Source organism: Psychrobacter glacincola, from assembly GCF_965118485.1.
Lineage (GTDB): Bacteria > Pseudomonadota > Gammaproteobacteria > Pseudomonadales > Moraxellaceae > Psychrobacter > Psychrobacter glacincola_D.
In genome coordinates, this window is record NZ_CBCPJH010000019.1 from 38192 (window position 1) to 56979 (window position 18788).

Consider the following 18788-nt stretch of genomic DNA (forward strand, 5'->3'; position numbering starts at 1 on the left):
TCACCTATAATAGCTGCATTACTCATTAATACTGCCTAACTATGACGACACTTGCTTGTGATCCCGATGTATCCCTCACCAATGATACCGCTGATATAATGGAAACGACGCGCACTGCGCCATTGAGAGTAGTGTTTGCTGGTACACCTGAGTTTGCGGCAGTGAGCCTTGAAGCATTAATCAAGCAGCAACAGGCGTTGAATATCAACATTGTGGCGGTCTATAGTCAGCCTGATCGCAAGGCAGGACGCGGACAAAAACTGGCTGCTTCTGCGGTAAAGCAAATGGCATTGACTCATGATATCGCTGTTGAGCAACCAGTTACCTTTAAAAAATCAAGCACAGAAGGGTTGGCAGCAAGGCAAACCTTGCAAGATTATCAGACTGATGTGATGATTGTCGCGGCTTATGGCTTGATATTGCCGATTGGTGTATTGACCACGCCGACGCTAGGCTGCCTAAATATTCATGCCTCACTACTGCCACGCTGGCGCGGTGCAGCACCTATTCACCGCGCGCTATTGGCGGGTGATAGCGAGACGGGCATTACCATTATGCAAATGGATAAAGGCTTGGATACTGGCGATATACTTTATAAAGTCAGTGCTCCTATTGAGGCTGATGATACGGCTGCTAGCCTCCATGATAAAATGGCTGAGCTTGGTGCGACGGCCATTATTACCGTGCTAAAGGACTTGCCACATTATCAAGCACAGGCTGTACCTCAAGATGACAGTCAAGCCAACTACGCTGAAAAACTGGTCAAAACCGAAGGCGAAATCAACTGGACACAATCCGCTACTGAAATTGAGCGACAAATTCGTGGACTGACGCCATGGCCAGGTGCTTATACTTTTTTGGCAGGGCAGCGTGTCAAGATTTTAGCCAGCTTACCTGTGAATCCGTCGCAGCAAACCAATCAGCCTGCTGGTACGGTCATCAGCGTTGGACGCAAAGCGATATTGGTAGCTTGTGGTCATGACAGTAATATTGATAATGGTGTCGAAAAACCGCAAGCCAGTACTTTAGCCATTACCGAATTACAGTTTGCTGGTGGTAAACCGATGACAGCCGAGCAAATCTGCCATGGCAACCAATTAAACGATGGCGACCAGTTCACAGCAGACTCAAAATAATTGCTCCTAAATCACTTTAATACAGCTTAACCTTATTTATTTTTATATTCGTCATTTAATACCAAACAATCCAACTTTTATCAGACGCAAACTATTAGGCGTCAAGGAAATTCAATTTAATGAGAAGCACTGCGCCAAGAAATAATAAGCTCAAACCGTCAAGCAACCTCATCATGAATGGTAGCGTCCGCGTCCGTGTGATTCGCACTCTAATGGCTATTCAAAATGGTCAATCACTCGCAAGCGTCCTTGATCCGTTACTGAACAGTTTGCACGATGGCGATAAAGGCTTTGCTCATGCGTTGCTACTGACAACGTTGCGCCAATGGTATGCCCTTGAGCGCCTACTGGATAGTCTGGCTGATAACCCGATTGATGAAAAAGAAGTACGTACGACTATTCAAGTGGGTTTGACACAGCTGCTTTATTTGCAAGTAGCTGATCATGCGGCAATTCATGAAACGGTTGAAGCAGCGAAAGAAATTGAGTTTGCGCATTCGACTGGTTTAATCAATGCCATCTTGCGTAAAGTCGCTAAGAACCCAAGCAAGTTCCGTAAGAAGTGTGATAAAAAACACAGCTTGCCTAATTGGCTTGCCTATCAGCTGAAGCAAGATTGGAGTGAGCAGTATGACGATCTAATGCAAGGTCTACGTCAACCTGCGCCGATGTTTTTACGCGTGAATACAGCGGTTACTTCGATAGAGGATTATCAACAAGCATTGGTAGAATTTGAAGTTGAAGCGGACTTGGTTGAGCTAGTGAGTGGCTTTAACTTATCTAACTCGTTGGATACAGCGACATCTAATAGTATATTAACCAAAGGTTTGAGATTACATCAAAGTACTGCAGTGAATGCCTTACCTCAATTCGCTGAAGGGGCTGCTAGTGTACAAGATATGCATGCTCAGCTTGCAGCGCCGCTTATCCATAATGCTCTACTTAATAAACTGAGTGTTAAAAACGATGATGCAGACGGCAATGTAGATACAAGCAACAATAATGATAACAATGAAGTCCGCATTTTAGATGCTTGTGCAGCGCCGGGTGGTAAGCTTGCTCATTGGTTAGAGTTAATTAGCTCAAATGAGTATTCGTTGTTTCACGTGAAACAAGATGATGAATCTATTCCTCTAGTTTCAAAAGTTAAGCTAACTGCGATTGATAATGAAGCACCACGTATCGAGCGCATTCATACTAATTTACAGCGCTTAAATCTAAGTCAGCACGACTTGCAGCAAGCGGAGAAAAATATCGAGCTCAATATTGTTTGTGCGGACGCAACCACATGGCAAGGGGCTGGCAAGAAAAAAAGCAAACTCGTATTTGACGCTATACTACTAGATTCACCTTGTACCGCGACTGGCGTGATTCGTCGTCATCCTGATATCAGTATCTTGCGTACCGAAGAAGACGTCGAGCAAACGGCATTACTACAAGCCGATATTTTGCATAATCTATGGCCACAACTTAAAGTTGGCGGTTATCTGTTATATGTCACTTGCTCTATCTTGAAGCAAGAGAATGTCGAGCAAATGCAGGAGTTTATGACTCATTATAATAATGTAACAGCCGTTGAATTTAGCGACGATTGTAATTGGGGTATCGAGCAGGCGATTGGTCGCCAGTGCCTACCAATTGATAGCGAGAGTGGCGATGGTTTTTATTATGCCTTGCTGCAAAAAACTGCTGAATAAACTGTTTTAATTAATCATCTCATTGTAGACAGGACAATCTAATGAAATATATCAGTACCCGTGGTCAGACAGCGCCGATGGATTTTAGTGATGTGTTATTAATGGGTCTTGCACCGGACGGTGGTTTGATGTTGCCTGAGCATTATCCAAATATTGATAGTACGACACTGAATGAATGGCGTGCGCTCAGCTATCCACAGCTGGCGATGGCGATTATGCAGCGCTTTGCGACCGATATTCCTGCCGCTGATTTGCAAGATATCATTGAGCGTACTTATACCGCTGAAGTATTTGGCTCTGATGAGATTGTTCCTGTGCGCAAGCTTGAAGATAATTTATATATTTTAGGCTTATCAAACGGTCCAACGTTGGCATTTAAAGACGTTGCCATGCAGTTTTTAGGCAATGCTTTTGAATATGTGCTTAAAAGAAAAGACGCGCGTATCACGATTATCGGTGCTACTAGTGGCGATACGGGCAGTGCGGCAGAATATGCATTACGCGGTAAAGAAAATATCGAAGTCTTTATGCTGTCACCGCACGGCAAAATGAGCGAATTTCAGCGTGCGCAAATGTATAGCCTGACTGATAAAAATATCCATAACATTGCTATCGATGGGATGTTTGATGATTGCCAAGATATCGTCAAAGCGCTACAACAAGATGCTGAGTTTAAAGCCGCTTATAACTTAGGCACGGTCAACTCAATTAACTGGGGGCGCATCCTAGCGCAAATCGTTTATTACTTTAAAGCCTACTTTGCCGTGACGACGAACAATGATGAAACAATCAGCTTTAGCGTACCATCGGGTAACTTTGGTAATATTTGTGCTGGTCATATTGCACGCGAAATGGGCTTACCAGTTGAGCGTTTAATTGTCGCGACCAATGAAAATGACGTGCTCAATGACTTCTTTAATCAAGGTGCGTATCAGCCGCGTCCGACTGCCAAAACATATATCACTTCAAGTCCCTCAATGGATATCTCCAAAGCCTCTAACTTTGAACGTTTTGTTTATTTGTTACTAGATAAAGATAGCGCGCGCGTGCATGAGTTATTTGAAGGGGTGAAATCTGGTCAAGGTTTTGATTTGTCTGATTTAATGGAAGCGGTTAATACGCAATATGGTTTTGCTGCGGGTAAATCTACTCATAATGACCGCTTACAAACGATTAAAGCGCTTTATGAGCAGCATGGAGAATTGGTCGATCCGCATACCGCTGATGGTATCAAAGTTGCCAAAGAACTTCAGCGCGAAGGTGAGGTCATTGTCTGTGCTGAAACTGCGCTGCCAGTGAAATTTGCCGATACCATCGTTGAAGCCATTGGTCAAATAGAGATCGCTCGTCCAGCTCATACTGAAGGCTTAGAGAGCTTACCGCAACATGTGGTGGTGCTTGATAATGATGCTGAACTAGTCGCTGAGCAAATCCGTCAACAGGTCACGCCAAATCCTGCTTAATCGATTTGATTCTTAGTTGATTGTTAAAATGAATATCCAGTCTAAGGTTACACTATTGTAATAAAGTGTTTATGATTGTGTTATTGTAGATATAATTGTAGTATTAGAAATAGCGTCAGTAAATACCATTTTACTAGGCGCTTTTTTAGCAATCATACCTGTCATTCATATCAGACACGAACATTAAATAGCTGCTCTATAGACCTTATGGTAACGGTATTATGAGTCTCTATCTCTGCTAATTTTTTTATCTTTTTTAAAGAAAGATATGATTTTTAGTAAAGCAGCAGTTTTGAATACCTTTGATTATGGCGCTAACAGCGTTACATACTGTGGATATAACAATGAAGATGAGCTTAAAAAATATCGTAAAAGCGCTATTGGTGACCACCTTTAGCAGTGCAATGCTAATGAGCACCGCTCACGCTAATAATCCACCGCCAACTATCAAGGCAGACGCACCCAACCGCTATATTGTCAAAAAAGGCGATACTTTGTGGGATATCTCAGGACGTTATCTGGACAGTCCATGGCGCTGGAAAGAAATTTGGGCGACCAATAAGCAAATCAAAAACCCCAATCTTATTTATCCTAATGATATTTTGATTTTATGTGTCATACAAGGTAAAACCTTGATTGGTGTTGATACAGGTGAAGGCTGCGCAGGGGTTGAAAAGCAATTGACGGGCAATGTGGTAGCGACAACGGTTGCCGTTACTTCTGCTGTTAATAGTATTCCGCCTATTCCATGGTCGGCTATTCAGCATTGGCTTGATAAGACTCTGATTGTTAATCCGCAAGATTTTAATACCACACCATATATTTTAGCCTCAAAAAAAGGCAACTTAATTACCGCCAGTGGTGATAAGGTTTATGCCAAAGGCGTGCCGCTTATCGTTGGTCAGCGTTATGGTATCTACCGCGAAGGCGAGATGTATACTGAGCCGAAAACGCAAAAAGTTATCGGTTTAGAGGTCACTCAAGTGGCAACAGGTTTGGTAACGTCGACAGAAACTAATGGCGTTACGAGCTTACAGCTTATTGACAGTTACGGTAAAGAAGTGCGTGAAGGCGATCGGGTGTTTGTTGAGCTCGATAACGCTATTCCGCCAGTCTTTTATCCGACGCCAGCAACCGTCAATCGTGGTGGTATGATCGTCCGCGTGATGGATTCTATTAGCTCAGCTGCTAAAGGAAGTGTGGTGGCGATTAATTTGGGTCGCGTACAAGGCGCTAAACCAGGTGATGTATTGACCGTTTATCAAAAGGGTGCCCTCATACGCGATATCAAAGATAGTGATACACCGGTACGTCTGCCAAGTGAGCCAAGCGGTATGGTAATGGTATTTAATACCTTTGATCACATCAGCTATGCTTACGTGCTTGAGTCTGAGCTACCGCTGAGTATTGGTGACCAGCTTTTACCACCGCCTTACTTATAATCAAGCCTCAAATGTTATGAGCGGATACGATAAGTAAGCCTATACAAGGCAGACGATAATGACGGTAGCCCCTTTTATTTTATCAGACGATCAGCGCGCTATACTGGCGCTGTGGTTTGAGCTGAATGCATCATTATCGTCTTATCATAAACTTATCCATAGCTATGGCAGCGCACAGCTTGCATTACAAGTGGGCATAGAGTCTTGGCGTCAATTAGGGATGCATCATACCCATTTGACGAGGCATGAGCAGCCAGAGCAAACGCGCGCTAGTATTGATAAGATTCAACAAGCATTAATTGATAATAAGTACGGTCTATTATTTGCTGAACAGCCAAATTTTCCTACTCAATTATTAGAGATATACGATCCTCCGCCGCTATTATTTTATCGCGGTAATAGTGAGCTGTTGCATCACACCCAAATCGCTATCGTTGGCAGTCGTAAACCGACAACACACGCGCAAAAAATCACTTTTGATATAGCACAATATCTTGCCCAAGCAGGCTACATCATTACTAGTGGGCTTGCCATTGGCGTTGATAAGCGTGCTCACCTCGGTGCGCTGGCGCAGGCTGATATGGCAAATCAAGGTCGCACAGTGGGTGTCATGGGCACAGGCATTGATGTCAATTATCCCAATCATCATGATCAGCTGTTTAGCCAAATTATTGATAAAGGCGGCTGTATCGTTAGTGAGCTGTTGCCGCATACACTGCCACATAAGCATACTTTCCCGCGCCGCAATCGCTTAGTTGCTGGTCTGAGTATTGCCACTATCGTTACTGAAGCTACGATTCAAAGTGGTTCGCTGATTACTGCGCGCCTAACCTCTGAGCAAGGTAAGCAAGTCTTTGCGATTCCCAGTCATATTGATAACGCTAATGCCGAAGGTTGCCATCATCTCATACGTGAAGGCGCGACCTTGATTTATCATCCTCAGCAAGTATTAGATGATGTCAGTTTGCAGCTGCCAGTCCAATCTCAATCTAACGAGTATTTAAATACTCAGATCTCTTCTCAGGCAGTATCTAACTTAATTGCTACTAGCAAAAAAACGATAAAACAGCAGCCAATAAAACCACTGTCTAGTATTACCATACCTGAGCATTTAACAGCCCTGTTTGAACAGTTAGATTGGCACGGTCAAGATTTGGACGCCCTTATCATTGCTAGCAATCTTGCACCTGCGCAATTGATTGGGCAGTTAATGGAGTTAGAGCTGGTCGGTGCCATCACTGTCCAAGGTGGACGTTATTTACGTATTTAAATGTGCTTATGGTTTTAAATATACAGACAGTGCTACATTTCTTGTAAAATAAATTCGTGATATCTATTCGCAGTATCTCTTTTAATTCTCCTTATTCCAAAGGCATTATTTTATGTCCTTATCTATCCCCTTTATCACTGACTCTGTGATTCAAGCAGCACACTGGCTTAAAAAAGGGCAGCTGCTCGTGTACCCAACTGAAAGCGTCTGGGGTATCGGCTGCGACCCCTTTAATCAGCAAGCAGTCATGCAGCTATTGGCCATTAAGCAGCGCCCAATAGAGAAGGGTATGATAGTGGTGACTGATAGCCCAAGCCGACTTACAGCCCTGCTAGAAGTTTTAACGGCTGTAGAGCGGCAAACCGTGCTTGATAGCTGGCAAGATGATTCGATTAACGCTACTGCCAAACAAGCGCATACTTGGCTATTACCTACTCCCGAAAATCTACCGGTTATTATTCCATCATGGATTACGGGTGCTCACGATAGCGTTGCCGTCCGTGTCATTGACCATCCATTGGTTAAACAACTGTGCGCGCAAATGGTATCAGAAAGTAATCCTTATGGTTTTGTCGTTTCGACAAGCTGTAATCCATCAGGTGAGCCTCCTGCATTATCACTTAACGAAGCGAAACGTTATTTTTTAGACGACCACTTACATTTAAATCAGAGTGTTGGCTATCTTCAAGGCGAGACCTTAGGTTATCAATTACCAAGCCAAATAGGTGACGCTTTAACAGGAGAAATCATTCGCTAATTTGATAGTTAAATTCGATATCACTATCTTTACTTTCGTTCCTACGCTCTCTTTTACTAACCTCTACACTTGTCACCTTGTTTTCATGGCGTGCTTTTTGTCACACTGATGAGAATATAATCAATAATAAGGATAATAAGCGATGAATATTCTAATCAGTGGTGGTTCAGGATTTTTGGGCAGTGCATTTAGCTATGAGCTGCAGAGGCGCTATCAAGAGATGAGTAAAGATCTACAGATTACTTGGCTAACCCGCGATAGTAATCAAGCACATCCTAGTGATATTACGATGATGACCTATGATGAGCTTGCAAGTTCAGATACAAATTTCGATGTGATTTTAAATCTAGCGGGCGCAGGGATTGCTGATGCGCGCTGGAGTGATGCTCGTAAAGCGCAACTGCTTGCCAGCCGAATGAAACCTACTGAATCATTGTTGTCATTTATTGCTCGTAGTAGTGTGAAGCCGCAATTACTCGTCAGTGGTTCAGCGATTGGCTGGTATGGTAATCAAGGCGATAAACCTTTGACCGAAAGTAGTGGTTTTCAGGCAGATTTTGCCCATCAGCTCTGTGATGACTGGGAGAAGCTAGCGCGACAAGCGACTGAGTCAGGCGTAGCAGTAGCGCTCGTACGTACGGGTGTCGTTATCCATCCTACAGGCGGGATGCTTAGCAAGCTTTTGACCCCTTTTAAAATGGGTGTTGGTGGACAATTAGGTAATGGTCAACAAATCATGAGCTGGATCAGCCGTGATGACTGGGTATCAGCCGTGATATTTATTATAGAGCAACACCTTAATGATACCACTCATCATATTAATGAGGATACGCAGGCTGCTCGTCATACAACAAGCAATAAAGACGTGACAATTTATAATTTGACCGCGCCAAACCCTGTGACCAATCATATTTTTACCAAAACATTGGGTGCATGGCTACATCGTCCAACCTTTTTTACTTTGCCGGAGTTCTTGCTTAAGCTGATGTTTGGTGAGATGTCGACGCTGCTTATAGACGGACAAAAGGTATTGCCGCAAGCCTTGCTGGATGCTGGGTTCGAATTTAAACATCAAACGCTTAAAGAAGCCTTGGAACAACAGGTAATAAAAGAGTAGTTATCAAATCTGGCATGATAAATCGATAGTGGTTGCTATAACTATTTTATAAACCAAAACGGCGGATTGTTTCATGTGAAACAATCCGCCGTTTTGGGTTTTCTATAGGAAAAAGTCGCTAAATACTGTTAGGTTGCAATAAACAAAATCTCTGTCTTTAATAGGTAAGAATGTTGGCGTACTATATGGACGTCTTTGGCTGATTAGATTTAATTATGTGGCTTTTTATCATTGGCACGCAGTTATTAGCGATTATGAGTAGTATGATATTTTGGTGGTTAATTAAGCCAAAACAGCGCTTTAGTCGTATAAGCTTAGTCCTCAGTATCTTCGTCATTAATAATATTTTTCTTATCTATGGGCTGAGTGAGTTTTGGCGCGAGCGTTTTCATGTCTATCTGGTCGCTAGTATTTTGCAAGGCTTTATGTTTTATGCTGGATTAATCACCGCTGTCATTGCTATTATTTATAGCCAAATCTTGAGGCAAAAATCAAATCCTACTGGCATTCGCGTATTCGCAGTAGCTGCTTATATAGGTATTGTCGGCTTAGCGGTATTTAATGCTTATTCGCCAGTTGTGCATCATTTAACGGTAAAGACAGATAAATCATTAGACAAACCAATGAGGATAGCCTTAGTTTCTGATACTCATTTGGGAAGATGGTTTGGTAATCGGCAGATAGATAAAATGGTCACGCTCATAGGTGAGCAAAATCCTGATGTAGTACTTATCGCCGGTGACGTCATGAACGATTCTACTGAGGCTTATGATAAAACTAATATGTATGAGCATTTATCAAAATTAAGAGCACCGTTTGGCGTCTATGCAACCTTAGGTAATCATGATTACTCTGGTAATGAAGTTGCGATTGCTGAAGCAATTGAGCGCGCCGGCATACAGGTAATTGATAATAAAAGCGTATGGTTGGATGATGCTGTATTGCTGGTTGGGCGTTCAGATGCGACAGACCCTAGGCGTCCTGCTGCTGCAGATTTGATGGCTGATATTCAAACTGAAAAACCGGTGCTGTTTCTGGAGCACAGCCCTGATGCGTTAGAAGAAATAAAAGAGTTACCCGTTGATTTGCATTTATCAGGGCATACGCATGGCGGTCAAATATTCCCTTTAACCGTGTTATTAAAGTGGTTTACGCCTTTGGTTTATGGTCTTAAAGAAGTAAATGGTAGCCAGTTTTTGGTCACCTCAGGTTATGGTATCGGAGCGGTGCCATTTAGATTGGGAACGCGCTCTGAGATTTGGCTGATTACTTTACAATCGATTTAAAGTACTCTACTGCATCGTTATTAATTAAATGAGCTCAGAATAAAAACACAGTGCTTAAACCCCGCTCAAGGATTTCCTCATGCGTTACGCCTTTATTCTCACCATTATTTTGCTGCTAGAGCTTTTTAGTACGGGCGCAGCGCTCAGTTTGCAGTGGTGGCTTCAGCCTTGGTTAGATTCGACAGCTACATCGAGTGCGGTATGGATAGGGGTGTTTTTAATTACCCATATTTTATTATTGCTAAGCATCACTAAGCTATTTTCTAATAGCTATCGCTGGATGAGTGGTTGGATGTTAGTCATGCATTTTACGATGCTGACTGCAGTAGCGACCAGTATAGTGTATGGAGGATTTTGGCTTTTAATATCCCTGATTGATAGTACGCTTGACCATCCAAAGATGATTGCTATTGGCTTACGCATTTTCGCACTGCTATTTTTTATAGGGCTGTTTGTATATGCTTTATATAGCGCTTATATTCCCGTTGTGCGTAAGCTCTCTATCAAAATTAATAAACCTTTAAGCAACTCACTGCGTATCGCAGTCGCCAGTGATTTACATTTGGGTCGTCTATTTGGTAATAAGGCTATCGAGCGGCTGCATATGATGTTGAACGCGTATCAAGTAGATATTTTATTGATGCCGGGCGATATCATGGATGACAATACACAGGCATTTAATAACTATAATATGAAAGACAGCTTGGCAAAGCTTGTTGCTAGTTTGCCCTACGGTGTCTATGCGACGTTGGGCAATCATGATTTATATGGTCATGAGCAACCCATCAGCGACTCTTTACGCGCGGCAGGCGTACAGTTGCTAAATGATGAAGTAGCACACTTAAACCATCAAGGAGAAGTTGTCTGGCTCATGGGACGCTTTGATAATCACAAGCATCAGCGCGTCGCAACGAGTAAGCTGCTGACACAAGTGAATAGCGCTGAGCCCGTGATTCTTTTAGATCACAGACCCAGTGCTATCATAGAGCACAGTCAGCTACCAATAGATTTACAAGTATCAGGACATACTCATAATGGTCAGATATTTCCCGCTAACTTTATCGTCAGCGCGATTAACCGTTTGGGTTATGGTTATGAAGCCATTGATAAAGGACATTTTTTGGTGTCCTCAGGTTATGGTTTTTGGGGCATACCATTTCGATTGGGTTCTCGCTCTGAGATTTGGATAATTAATCTTATAGGTACTGATATAGCTACTAAAAAATAATATAAATAACCATTCAAATATTAAAACACTAATTAAGCGCTTAATAGTGCTCTTGTTTTTATGATTTCACGTACAAAGCTGGCAAAACCTGTGATGATATGCTGAGTTTCTTGCCCCAATCTTTGATGAACGCTCATAAAATGAATAAATCCATGCGGTGCGCCAAGTACCGTATGAGTTTGTACGGCTATACCATAACTCTTTAACTGCTCGGCATAAGCAAATGCTTCATCGCGTAAGACATCCAATTCTGCTGCCACGACATAACTTGGGCAAACATTTCGATTGTCTCCAAGCATCGGTGAGGTCAGGATATGCTGGCGCGGTAATGGACTGTTTTCTAAACAAGCGGCATCAAATACCGCAACGTCGGCATGGTCAAGTAACAGACCTTCACCATACAGTTCCCAACTTGGATAATCATTTTCGATATCGGTCACAGGATATAGTGGCATTTGCGCCATAGGATGTGGCAAACCTTGCAATAAATCGTACGTTTGTTGACCGATGTCACCCAAATCAAGCCAAGCATTTTCATTCGGGCTAATGATTTGCTGAGCAATTAACGTCGACAATCCACCGCCTGCGCTATCACCGGCTAGTACGATGCGTGATGGCAAAGCACCAAATTCTTCAGAGTGCTCAGCCAACCACGCATAAGCACTAATACAGTCCCTTACAGCAGCAGGGGCAGGGTGTTCAGGTGCCAAGCGGTAATCGACACTGACGACTGGCCAGCCCGTTTGTTCACAAATGGCATGACAAAATTCATGATGAGTATTGAGGTCACCAATACAAAACCCGCCACCATGGAAAAATAGTAGCACGGTCTCATCAGAATTGTTGTTTTGTACTTTTTTAGAAACAAAGCCTTTATCAGGCATCTCACTTTGATAGCAGCGAATGGTCATATCACCATCGTCGGCATTAGCAATCGTTTTATCTTCCCAACTAATAGCGCGCTCAGATTTTTTAGTAAAAGGTTTGATATTGCTAAATAAAGTATCACTGGCTTGCTGCCATACTTTTGGTGCTTGCATGGCGACAGCATCAGCGGCAAAGCGCTTGCGCAGCTCAGTCATCTCTATCAATTGTAAAGGGGTTTTAAGTTTACTGTTCACAGCAAGAATCAAACGCAGATGAGCATCAACGTGCATGTATTGCTTTGAGGTTGGTCCTTTTAAGCATCCAATCAGGCTCTCAAGGACAGGAGTAGGCAAATAACCAAAGCTCTTTATTGCATAGTGTAGTAGATGCGGTTGATAGTTGTTCATCAGATTATGATCGAGCACCTTATCTTTAATAGCTGAGCAAGTGTCATTGATATCAGTGCTAGCATTTTTTAATGGCATATCTTCAACATCAACCAATTCGACTGACTCATTAGTATCAGCAGTTTGATGCTTCTTTTCTTTTCCTAACGACATGATGTTCATACTCTTTACCGCTTTATTGAGTAAGGTGTTGACCGATAGTATCGTTGAATTAGACATAACACCTCTTATAAACTATTGTCAGTGCTCACAGTTTGGATTTTTTAACATTTGTCAAGCCTGTGATAACTGTTATCTTAGAAATTGTAATTATGCTCATCATAAGATAATCAGAAATTAAGTTGAGTATTCTTTGGTAATAGTTTAGGTACAAAGCGTAAATAATCTGGAATAAGTGACGATGTTCTGTAGCTTTTGTTAGCATTACTGCTTATTTATGGGCGATAAAGGTGAATAGTAGATGCAAAACAGGTCAGTATTTGACTATTTTTGATTTTATTTGCAGCATGTTTATTGATGGCAAGAAAAATTCCTCGCAGTAGACTTGAAATTTGAGCTTACAACCTTTATCAAGCAGCTATTGTAAGATGATTATAAAGACAATAAGTGACAGCTTTTAAATAGACGGTTAAGTGGGCAAGATAAGCCTATAAATCGTTAATAACTCTTTAGTTAATAAGAATAGATTACCAATAACTATATTGGTTAATAACTACAGATTAGTAACCAACGCAGATTAGTAATAAATATACAAAGGCGAGCGCTGCGCCAAATTTTGTGTGCCAACTTTTATCTTTATTATCAACCATTAATATTATGAACCATTAAGGAGCTATTATGAGCGAGCAAAATAACAACCACGAATCGACTGACCAAAACGTTTCGCATGACAATGTTGAACACGAAGACAGTATCCTAAATGAAACCTTAAAAGAGTTTGACCCACAAAACAACTCGGGCGAAGAAAGCGTTATTGAAAACGATATCAATATCGATACGTTTAAAGCTCGTATCGCTGAGCTTGAAGGTGAAGTTAAACAAGCTAAAGAGCATACAGCCCGTGCCAATGCCGAAACTTACAATGCGCAAAAACGCATTGAGCAAGAGGCGGATAAGAGCAAGCGTTTTGCGCTACAGAAATTTGCCAAAGAGTTGTTAGAAGTGGTCGATAATTTAGAACGTGCGATTGAAAGCGCGCATGCAGATGATCCAGTGACCGAAGGCGTGAGACTGACGCATAAAGCATTGCTTGATGTACTGAATAAAAACGGCGTCGAAATGGTTGATCCACAAGGCGAGAAATTCAACGCTGATTTTCATGAAGCCGTCGGTATTGACCCAGAAGCAGAAGCGGATATGGTTGGTACGGTTTTACAAAAAGGCTATAGCTTGAATGGTCGTCTACTACGCCCAGCGATGGTACGTGTTGGACAGTAATTTCAAGAAAATCTTATCTCTATATAAGTCTTGAGTAGTATAGATAATAAATAATCAGTCTTTAACAGTACTAAACCTTATTATTAGTAAGGCTTTTAGCAAAAAATCACATAAAAGGGTTTTTTCATACCATGAATGACTTGAAAAAATACACAAGCAAACCGATATAAAGTAACAAGTGATCGAATAGGTTTATATAACCTAAGATCTGTATGTATAAATATTTAATTCAAAAATAAATTAGGAGCAATTCAGTATGGGTAAAGTTATTGGTATTGATTTAGGTACAACCAACTCATGTGTCGCAGTAATGGAAGGTGATAAAGTTAAAATCATCGAAAACGCTGAAGGTACTCGTACCACACCATCGATTGTCGCTTATAAAGATGACGAGATTCTTGTCGGTCAATCAGCCAAGCGCCAAGCGGTTACCAACCCGAACAACACCTTATTTGCCATCAAGCGTTTGATTGGTCGTCGTTTCGATGACAAAGTCGTGCAAAAAGACATTGGTATGGTGCCTTATAAAATCGCCAAAGCCGATAACGGTGATGCATGGGTTGAAATCAATGGTAAGAAATTAGCACCACCACAGGTTTCTGCTGAAATCTTGAAAAAAATGAAAAAAACAGCAGAAGACTATCTTGGTGAAGCGGTTACTGAAGCCGTTGTAACGGTTCCTGCTTACTTCAATGACTCACAGCGTCAAGCAACTAAAGATGCTGGTAAAATTGCTGGTCTTGATGTAAAACGTATCATCAACGAACCAACAGCAGCGGCTCTTGCGTATGGTATGGACAAAAAGCAAGGCGACAGTACCGTTGCTGTATATGACTTAGGTGGTGGTACGTTTGACGTATCAATCATCGAAATCGCTGACGTTGATGGCGAACAGCAGTTTGAAGTGCTTGCGACCAATGGTGATACATTCCTTGGTGGTGAAGATTTTGACTCAGCGTTAATTGACTTTTTAGTAAGCGAGTTCAAAAAAGACCAAGACGTCAACCTAAAAGGTGACTCTCTTGCGATGCAGCGTCTAAAAGAAGCGGCAGAAAAAGCGAAAATTGAGCTATCAAGTGCCCAAAGCACTGAAGTAAACTTGCCATATATCACTGCTGATAGCAGTGGTCCTAAGCATTTAGTGGTTACTATCAGTCGCTCAAAACTTGAGAGCCTAACTGAAGAATTGGTACAACGTACGATGGGTCCTTGTAAAATTGCCCTTGAAGATGCTGGTCTAAAAATCGGCGATATCGATGATGTCATCTTAGTTGGTGGTCAGACTCGTATGCCTTTAGTACAGCAAAAAGTACAAGAGTTCTTCGGTCAAGAGCCACGTAAAGACGTGAACCCTGACGAAGCAGTAGCAGCAGGTGCAGCGATTCAAGGTGCGGTATTGTCTGGCGAAAAAACTGACGTATTGCTACTTGATGTAACACCATTGACGCTTGGTATTGAAACGATGGGTGGCATCTTGACGCCAATCATTGAGAAAAATACCATGATTCCTACTAAGAAATCACAGGTATTCTCAACGGCTGAAGACAACCAACCAGCGGTTAGTATTCAGGTTTATCAAGGCGAGCGTAAAATTGCGAACCAAAATAAACAGCTTGGTCGTTTTGACTTGACGGACATTCCGCCAGCACCACGTGGTCTGCCACAAATCGAAGTAAGCTTTGACATCAACGCTGACGGTATCATGAATATCTCAGCGACTGATAAAGGTACTGGTAAAGCACAAAGTATCCAGATTAAAGCGGATTCTGGCTTGTCGGACGAAGAAGTTGAACAAATGATTCGTGATGCTGAAGCCAACGCTGCTGAAGACGAGAAATTCGCCAATTTAGCGCAAGTACGTAACGAAGCAGATGGTCGTATCCATGCGGTACAAAAAGCGCTAAAAGATGCAGCTGATAAAGTATCTGACGATGAAAAATCATCAGTAGAAACGGCTATCTCTGAGCTTGAAGCAGCTGCTAAAGAAGATGACCATGAAGACATCAAAGCCAAGCTTGAAGCATTAGACAATGCCTTCTTACCAGTTAGCCAGAAGATTTATGCTGATGCAGGCGCGGGTAGCGAGGGTATGGATCCAAACCAGTTCCAACAAGGTGCGGATAATGCAGGCGAAAGCAACCAAGCAGATGACGATGTGGTCGATGCTGAGTTCACTGAAGTAGAAGATGATAAAAAATAATTCTGCTACTAAGTAACTAAGTTAGTTAGGTAATTAAGTAGTTAAATAAAAAACGCATCCTTCGGGGGTGCGTTTTTTTATGCTAGTCAGTTTATATATTACTCATACCATTATCTCTCATGTATTTCTGCTTTAAAAGCACTTACGAGCAGCACATCATAAGTCAAATTGACACAAGACTGACCCTCTTGATCTAATGCAGAAAACTGCTGCCAATAGTCTTGTTCAAATTGTTTCAGACTAGACTTATTCCATATAAAAGGCTGGCGATTACTTGACTGTTCTTGCGTCCGATTAGTTGATACGCCGGTCAGCTTCATATGTTTAAGTACAGCATACGGAGTGGTAAAGGATACATCAAAGCGCTGAGTAGATAGTTCGATTTTTTCAAATCCTGCCTCTTTTAGTTCTGATTGCCATTCGCTGATAGTGGGGTAATGTAGCCCTTGACCCGTTAGTTGCTTAATCTGCAAAAAATTATCTGGTGTAAAGGTATTAAAGAGCAATTGTCCACCTGCTTGTAAATATCGAGCTGATTGTTTTATTAAGTTCAAAGGATTATCAAACCACTGCACGGCATTGGCACTGACTATCAAGCTGGAATCCAATAAGTTAGAGTCTACTGATAATTGAATGCTTTCAGCATCACCAATTAGTATATTAGCTGTCGGTAATATCGATTGCAATATCGCTGTCCTTTCAGCGCACAGCTCATTGATCACCCAGTGCTGACTTTTAATATTTGCTGCTAATAAGCGTGTCATTTGACCTGTACCTGCACCGATTTCTAATACGCTTTTTTGCTGGGTATAAACGATGTTATTGAGTAAGTCGTGGCAGACTTGCTGTTGAATCTTTGCATGCTGGTCATAATCGTCAGCAGTCGCAAAATGACGTGCGATGTTTTTTTTTCTTGGACTAAAGGCATCGGGCATAGCAGGAGCTTTCATGTTATTTATGTCATCCAAATAAGCAGGTTATTGCTTAGCGCTAAAATAAAGTAGTCATTAAAAATTGCATTATAAGTGCGCTATCAGTCGTTGACAGTCCTCATGGCTAAGCGCTGCATTCATCACCAAGCGGATACGAGCGGTATTTGCAGGAACGGTCGGCGGTCTGATAGGTAAGGCATAAAATCCTGCTGCTTGTAGCTGCTTTGCTTTTTCGACAGTGAGCGCATTATCACCTAATATGTAAGGGACAATAGGAGAGCTATAGACCATCTCTGAATTGCTTGATGACACACGATAGCGTTCGGGGATAGCAGTACTTATCATCGTAGATAACTGCGCGAGATGAAGACGCTGCTCATTTAAATTTGGCATTTTTGCTAAAATAAAACGTGTCCATGCATGATTGATAGGTGGCAAGGCGGTGCTAAAAATAAGGGGACGCATCTGGTTAATCAGCCATTGTTTGACGACCTCATCACACATGATATAAGCGCCAATGGAGGCAAAAGCTTTACCAAAAGTCCCCACTAGATAATCAATATCAGCCAGTGTGTGGGTTTCCTCTGCCAATCCCAACCCTGTGTCACCTAAGATACCAATGGCATGTGCTTCATCAATATACAGCTCAATACGAGCGTCTTTGGCTTTTAGTTGTACCAATTGATTCAAGTCAGCACGGTCACCATCCATACTAAAGATACTTTCGGCGACAATGATAATGCGTTCAATACTCGAATCTGCTTGTTCAATAAATTTGGCTAAATTCTCATAGTCATTGTGACGATAACGGCGATAGCTGACCAAATTAGTCTGGCTCAGACGTATGCCATCAATAATACTGGCATGCACCAGTTTGTCGGCTAAAATCAGAGTTTTGATTGGCAATGCCGTCAGTGTTGGCAAAATACCAATGTTAGCATGATAGCCGCTGTTGAATACCAGTACCGATTTTGATGAAGATAGGTTTTGCTTATCTACGGCGTTTTGATACCAGCTTTCCAGTTCAGACTCCAATGCTTGAATCTGTTCATCGCTACCTGTTAAAAGCCTAGAAGAGCTAGCACTCATCCTAGGAACGCTAGCAACTGGCAATTGATATAGTTGATTAAGGAACTCGCTCTGCAACTGACAGTCACTGCCTAAACCAAGATAGTCGTTGCTGGCGATATTGAGTAATCGTTTGCCTTCGTTAATCACATGTCGCCCATGGTGTTGTAAGTTAGGTATTTGACGATATTGATTTGCTATTACTAGGGCGTTGAGGGATTCCTGTAGACGATTAACAATTAGAGTAGTCATCTTTATCCTTTTTTTTATTTAGGCACTATTCTCGTTGATTAAATTTAATAACTATATGAGTCAGTCTTAAAATGAGTAGCAATTATTGCACAAACTAAGTGGTTGTAACAAAAGATTTCATATCGCCGCTTTTGTAACTTGAATACTGATAAACACTTGCAAAACTTAACTTTCTTACCATTAAATACAGACAGTGTTTCTGACATGGTTTGTTACTATGTATACATCG

14 protein-coding genes are annotated in these 18788 nt (G+C 41.9%); 11 read left to right on the forward strand and 3 right to left on the reverse strand.

All coding sequences use genetic code 11. The features are described 5' to 3' along the window. Nucleotides 1–41 precede the first annotated feature (41 nt). The 9 genes from fmt (at nt 42) to ACMHKH_RS08695 (ending at nt 11396) form a co-directional block, all read left to right on the forward strand. Nucleotides 42–1136 (forward strand): methionyl-tRNA formyltransferase, encoded by a 1095-nt coding sequence (gene fmt, locus ACMHKH_RS08655; protein WP_413520237.1) that lies wholly within the window; start codon nt 42–44, stop codon nt 1134–1136. A gap of 119 nt (nt 1137–1255) precedes the next feature. Then, on the forward strand, nt 1256–2833 hold the full coding sequence (locus ACMHKH_RS08660; protein ID WP_413520238.1) for a transcription antitermination factor NusB: 1578 nt from the start codon (nt 1256–1258) through the stop codon (nt 2831–2833). A gap of 41 nt (nt 2834–2874) precedes the next feature. After that, the gene (thrC, locus tag ACMHKH_RS08665) at nt 2875–4296 is read left to right on the forward strand and encodes a threonine synthase (RefSeq protein WP_413520239.1); all 1422 of its coding nucleotides are present in this window, start codon (nt 2875–2877) and stop codon (nt 4294–4296) included. Nucleotides 4297–4640: 344 nt separating this feature from the next. Next, entirely contained in the window at nt 4641–5738 is a 1098-nt protein-coding gene (locus tag ACMHKH_RS08670; protein WP_413520240.1) for a LysM peptidoglycan-binding domain-containing protein, read from the forward strand. Nucleotides 5739–5796: 58 nt separating this feature from the next. Next, nucleotides 5797–7008: a DNA-processing protein DprA gene (gene dprA, locus ACMHKH_RS08675; RefSeq protein ID WP_413520241.1), complete on the forward strand. Its 1212-nt coding sequence runs from the start codon at nt 5797–5799 to the stop codon at nt 7006–7008. 112 nt (nt 7009–7120) lie between these two features. Next, complete coding sequence (locus ACMHKH_RS08680; RefSeq protein ID WP_413520242.1) at nt 7121–7765, forward strand: L-threonylcarbamoyladenylate synthase; 645 nt, start codon at nt 7121–7123, stop codon at nt 7763–7765. A 142-nt stretch (nt 7766–7907) separates the two neighbouring features. Beyond that, nucleotides 7908–8882, forward strand: coding sequence for a TIGR01777 family oxidoreductase (locus tag ACMHKH_RS08685; RefSeq protein WP_413520243.1), 975 nt, complete (start codon nt 7908–7910; stop codon nt 8880–8882). 215 nt (nt 8883–9097) lie between these two features. Beyond that, nucleotides 9098–10168 (forward strand): metallophosphoesterase, encoded by a 1071-nt coding sequence (locus tag ACMHKH_RS08690; protein ID WP_413520244.1) that lies wholly within the window; start codon nt 9098–9100, stop codon nt 10166–10168. 79 nt (nt 10169–10247) lie between these two features. Next, a complete protein-coding gene (locus ACMHKH_RS08695) occupies nt 10248–11396 on the forward strand; it encodes a metallophosphoesterase (RefSeq protein ID WP_413520245.1) in 1149 nt (382 codons plus the stop codon). A 32-nt stretch (nt 11397–11428) separates the two neighbouring features. Here ACMHKH_RS08695 and ACMHKH_RS08700 read toward each other — a convergent pair whose 3' ends face one another. Next, entirely contained in the window at nt 11429–12889 is a 1461-nt protein-coding gene (locus ACMHKH_RS08700; RefSeq protein WP_413520246.1) for an alpha/beta hydrolase, read from the reverse strand. Between the two features lie 618 nt (nt 12890–13507). On the opposite strand from ACMHKH_RS08700, the gene grpE reads away from it, so the two are divergent. Further along, nucleotides 13508–14107: a nucleotide exchange factor GrpE gene (grpE, locus tag ACMHKH_RS08705; RefSeq protein WP_413520247.1), complete on the forward strand. Its 600-nt coding sequence runs from the start codon at nt 13508–13510 to the stop codon at nt 14105–14107. Nucleotides 14108–14363: 256 nt separating this feature from the next. Continuing rightward, entirely contained in the window at nt 14364–16307 is a 1944-nt protein-coding gene (dnaK, locus tag ACMHKH_RS08710; protein ID WP_413520248.1) for a molecular chaperone DnaK, read from the forward strand. Nucleotides 16308–16417: 110 nt separating this feature from the next. On the opposite strand, the gene ACMHKH_RS08715 is transcribed toward dnaK, so the two are convergent. Continuing rightward, entirely contained in the window at nt 16418–17257 is an 840-nt protein-coding gene (locus ACMHKH_RS08715; RefSeq protein ID WP_413520249.1) for a methyltransferase domain-containing protein, read from the reverse strand. A gap of 69 nt (nt 17258–17326) precedes the next feature. Then, the gene (locus ACMHKH_RS08720; protein WP_413520250.1) at nt 17327–18559 is read right to left on the reverse strand and encodes an 8-amino-7-oxononanoate synthase; all 1233 of its coding nucleotides are present in this window, start codon (nt 18557–18559) and stop codon (nt 17327–17329) included. Nucleotides 18560–18788: the final 229 nt, after the last annotated feature.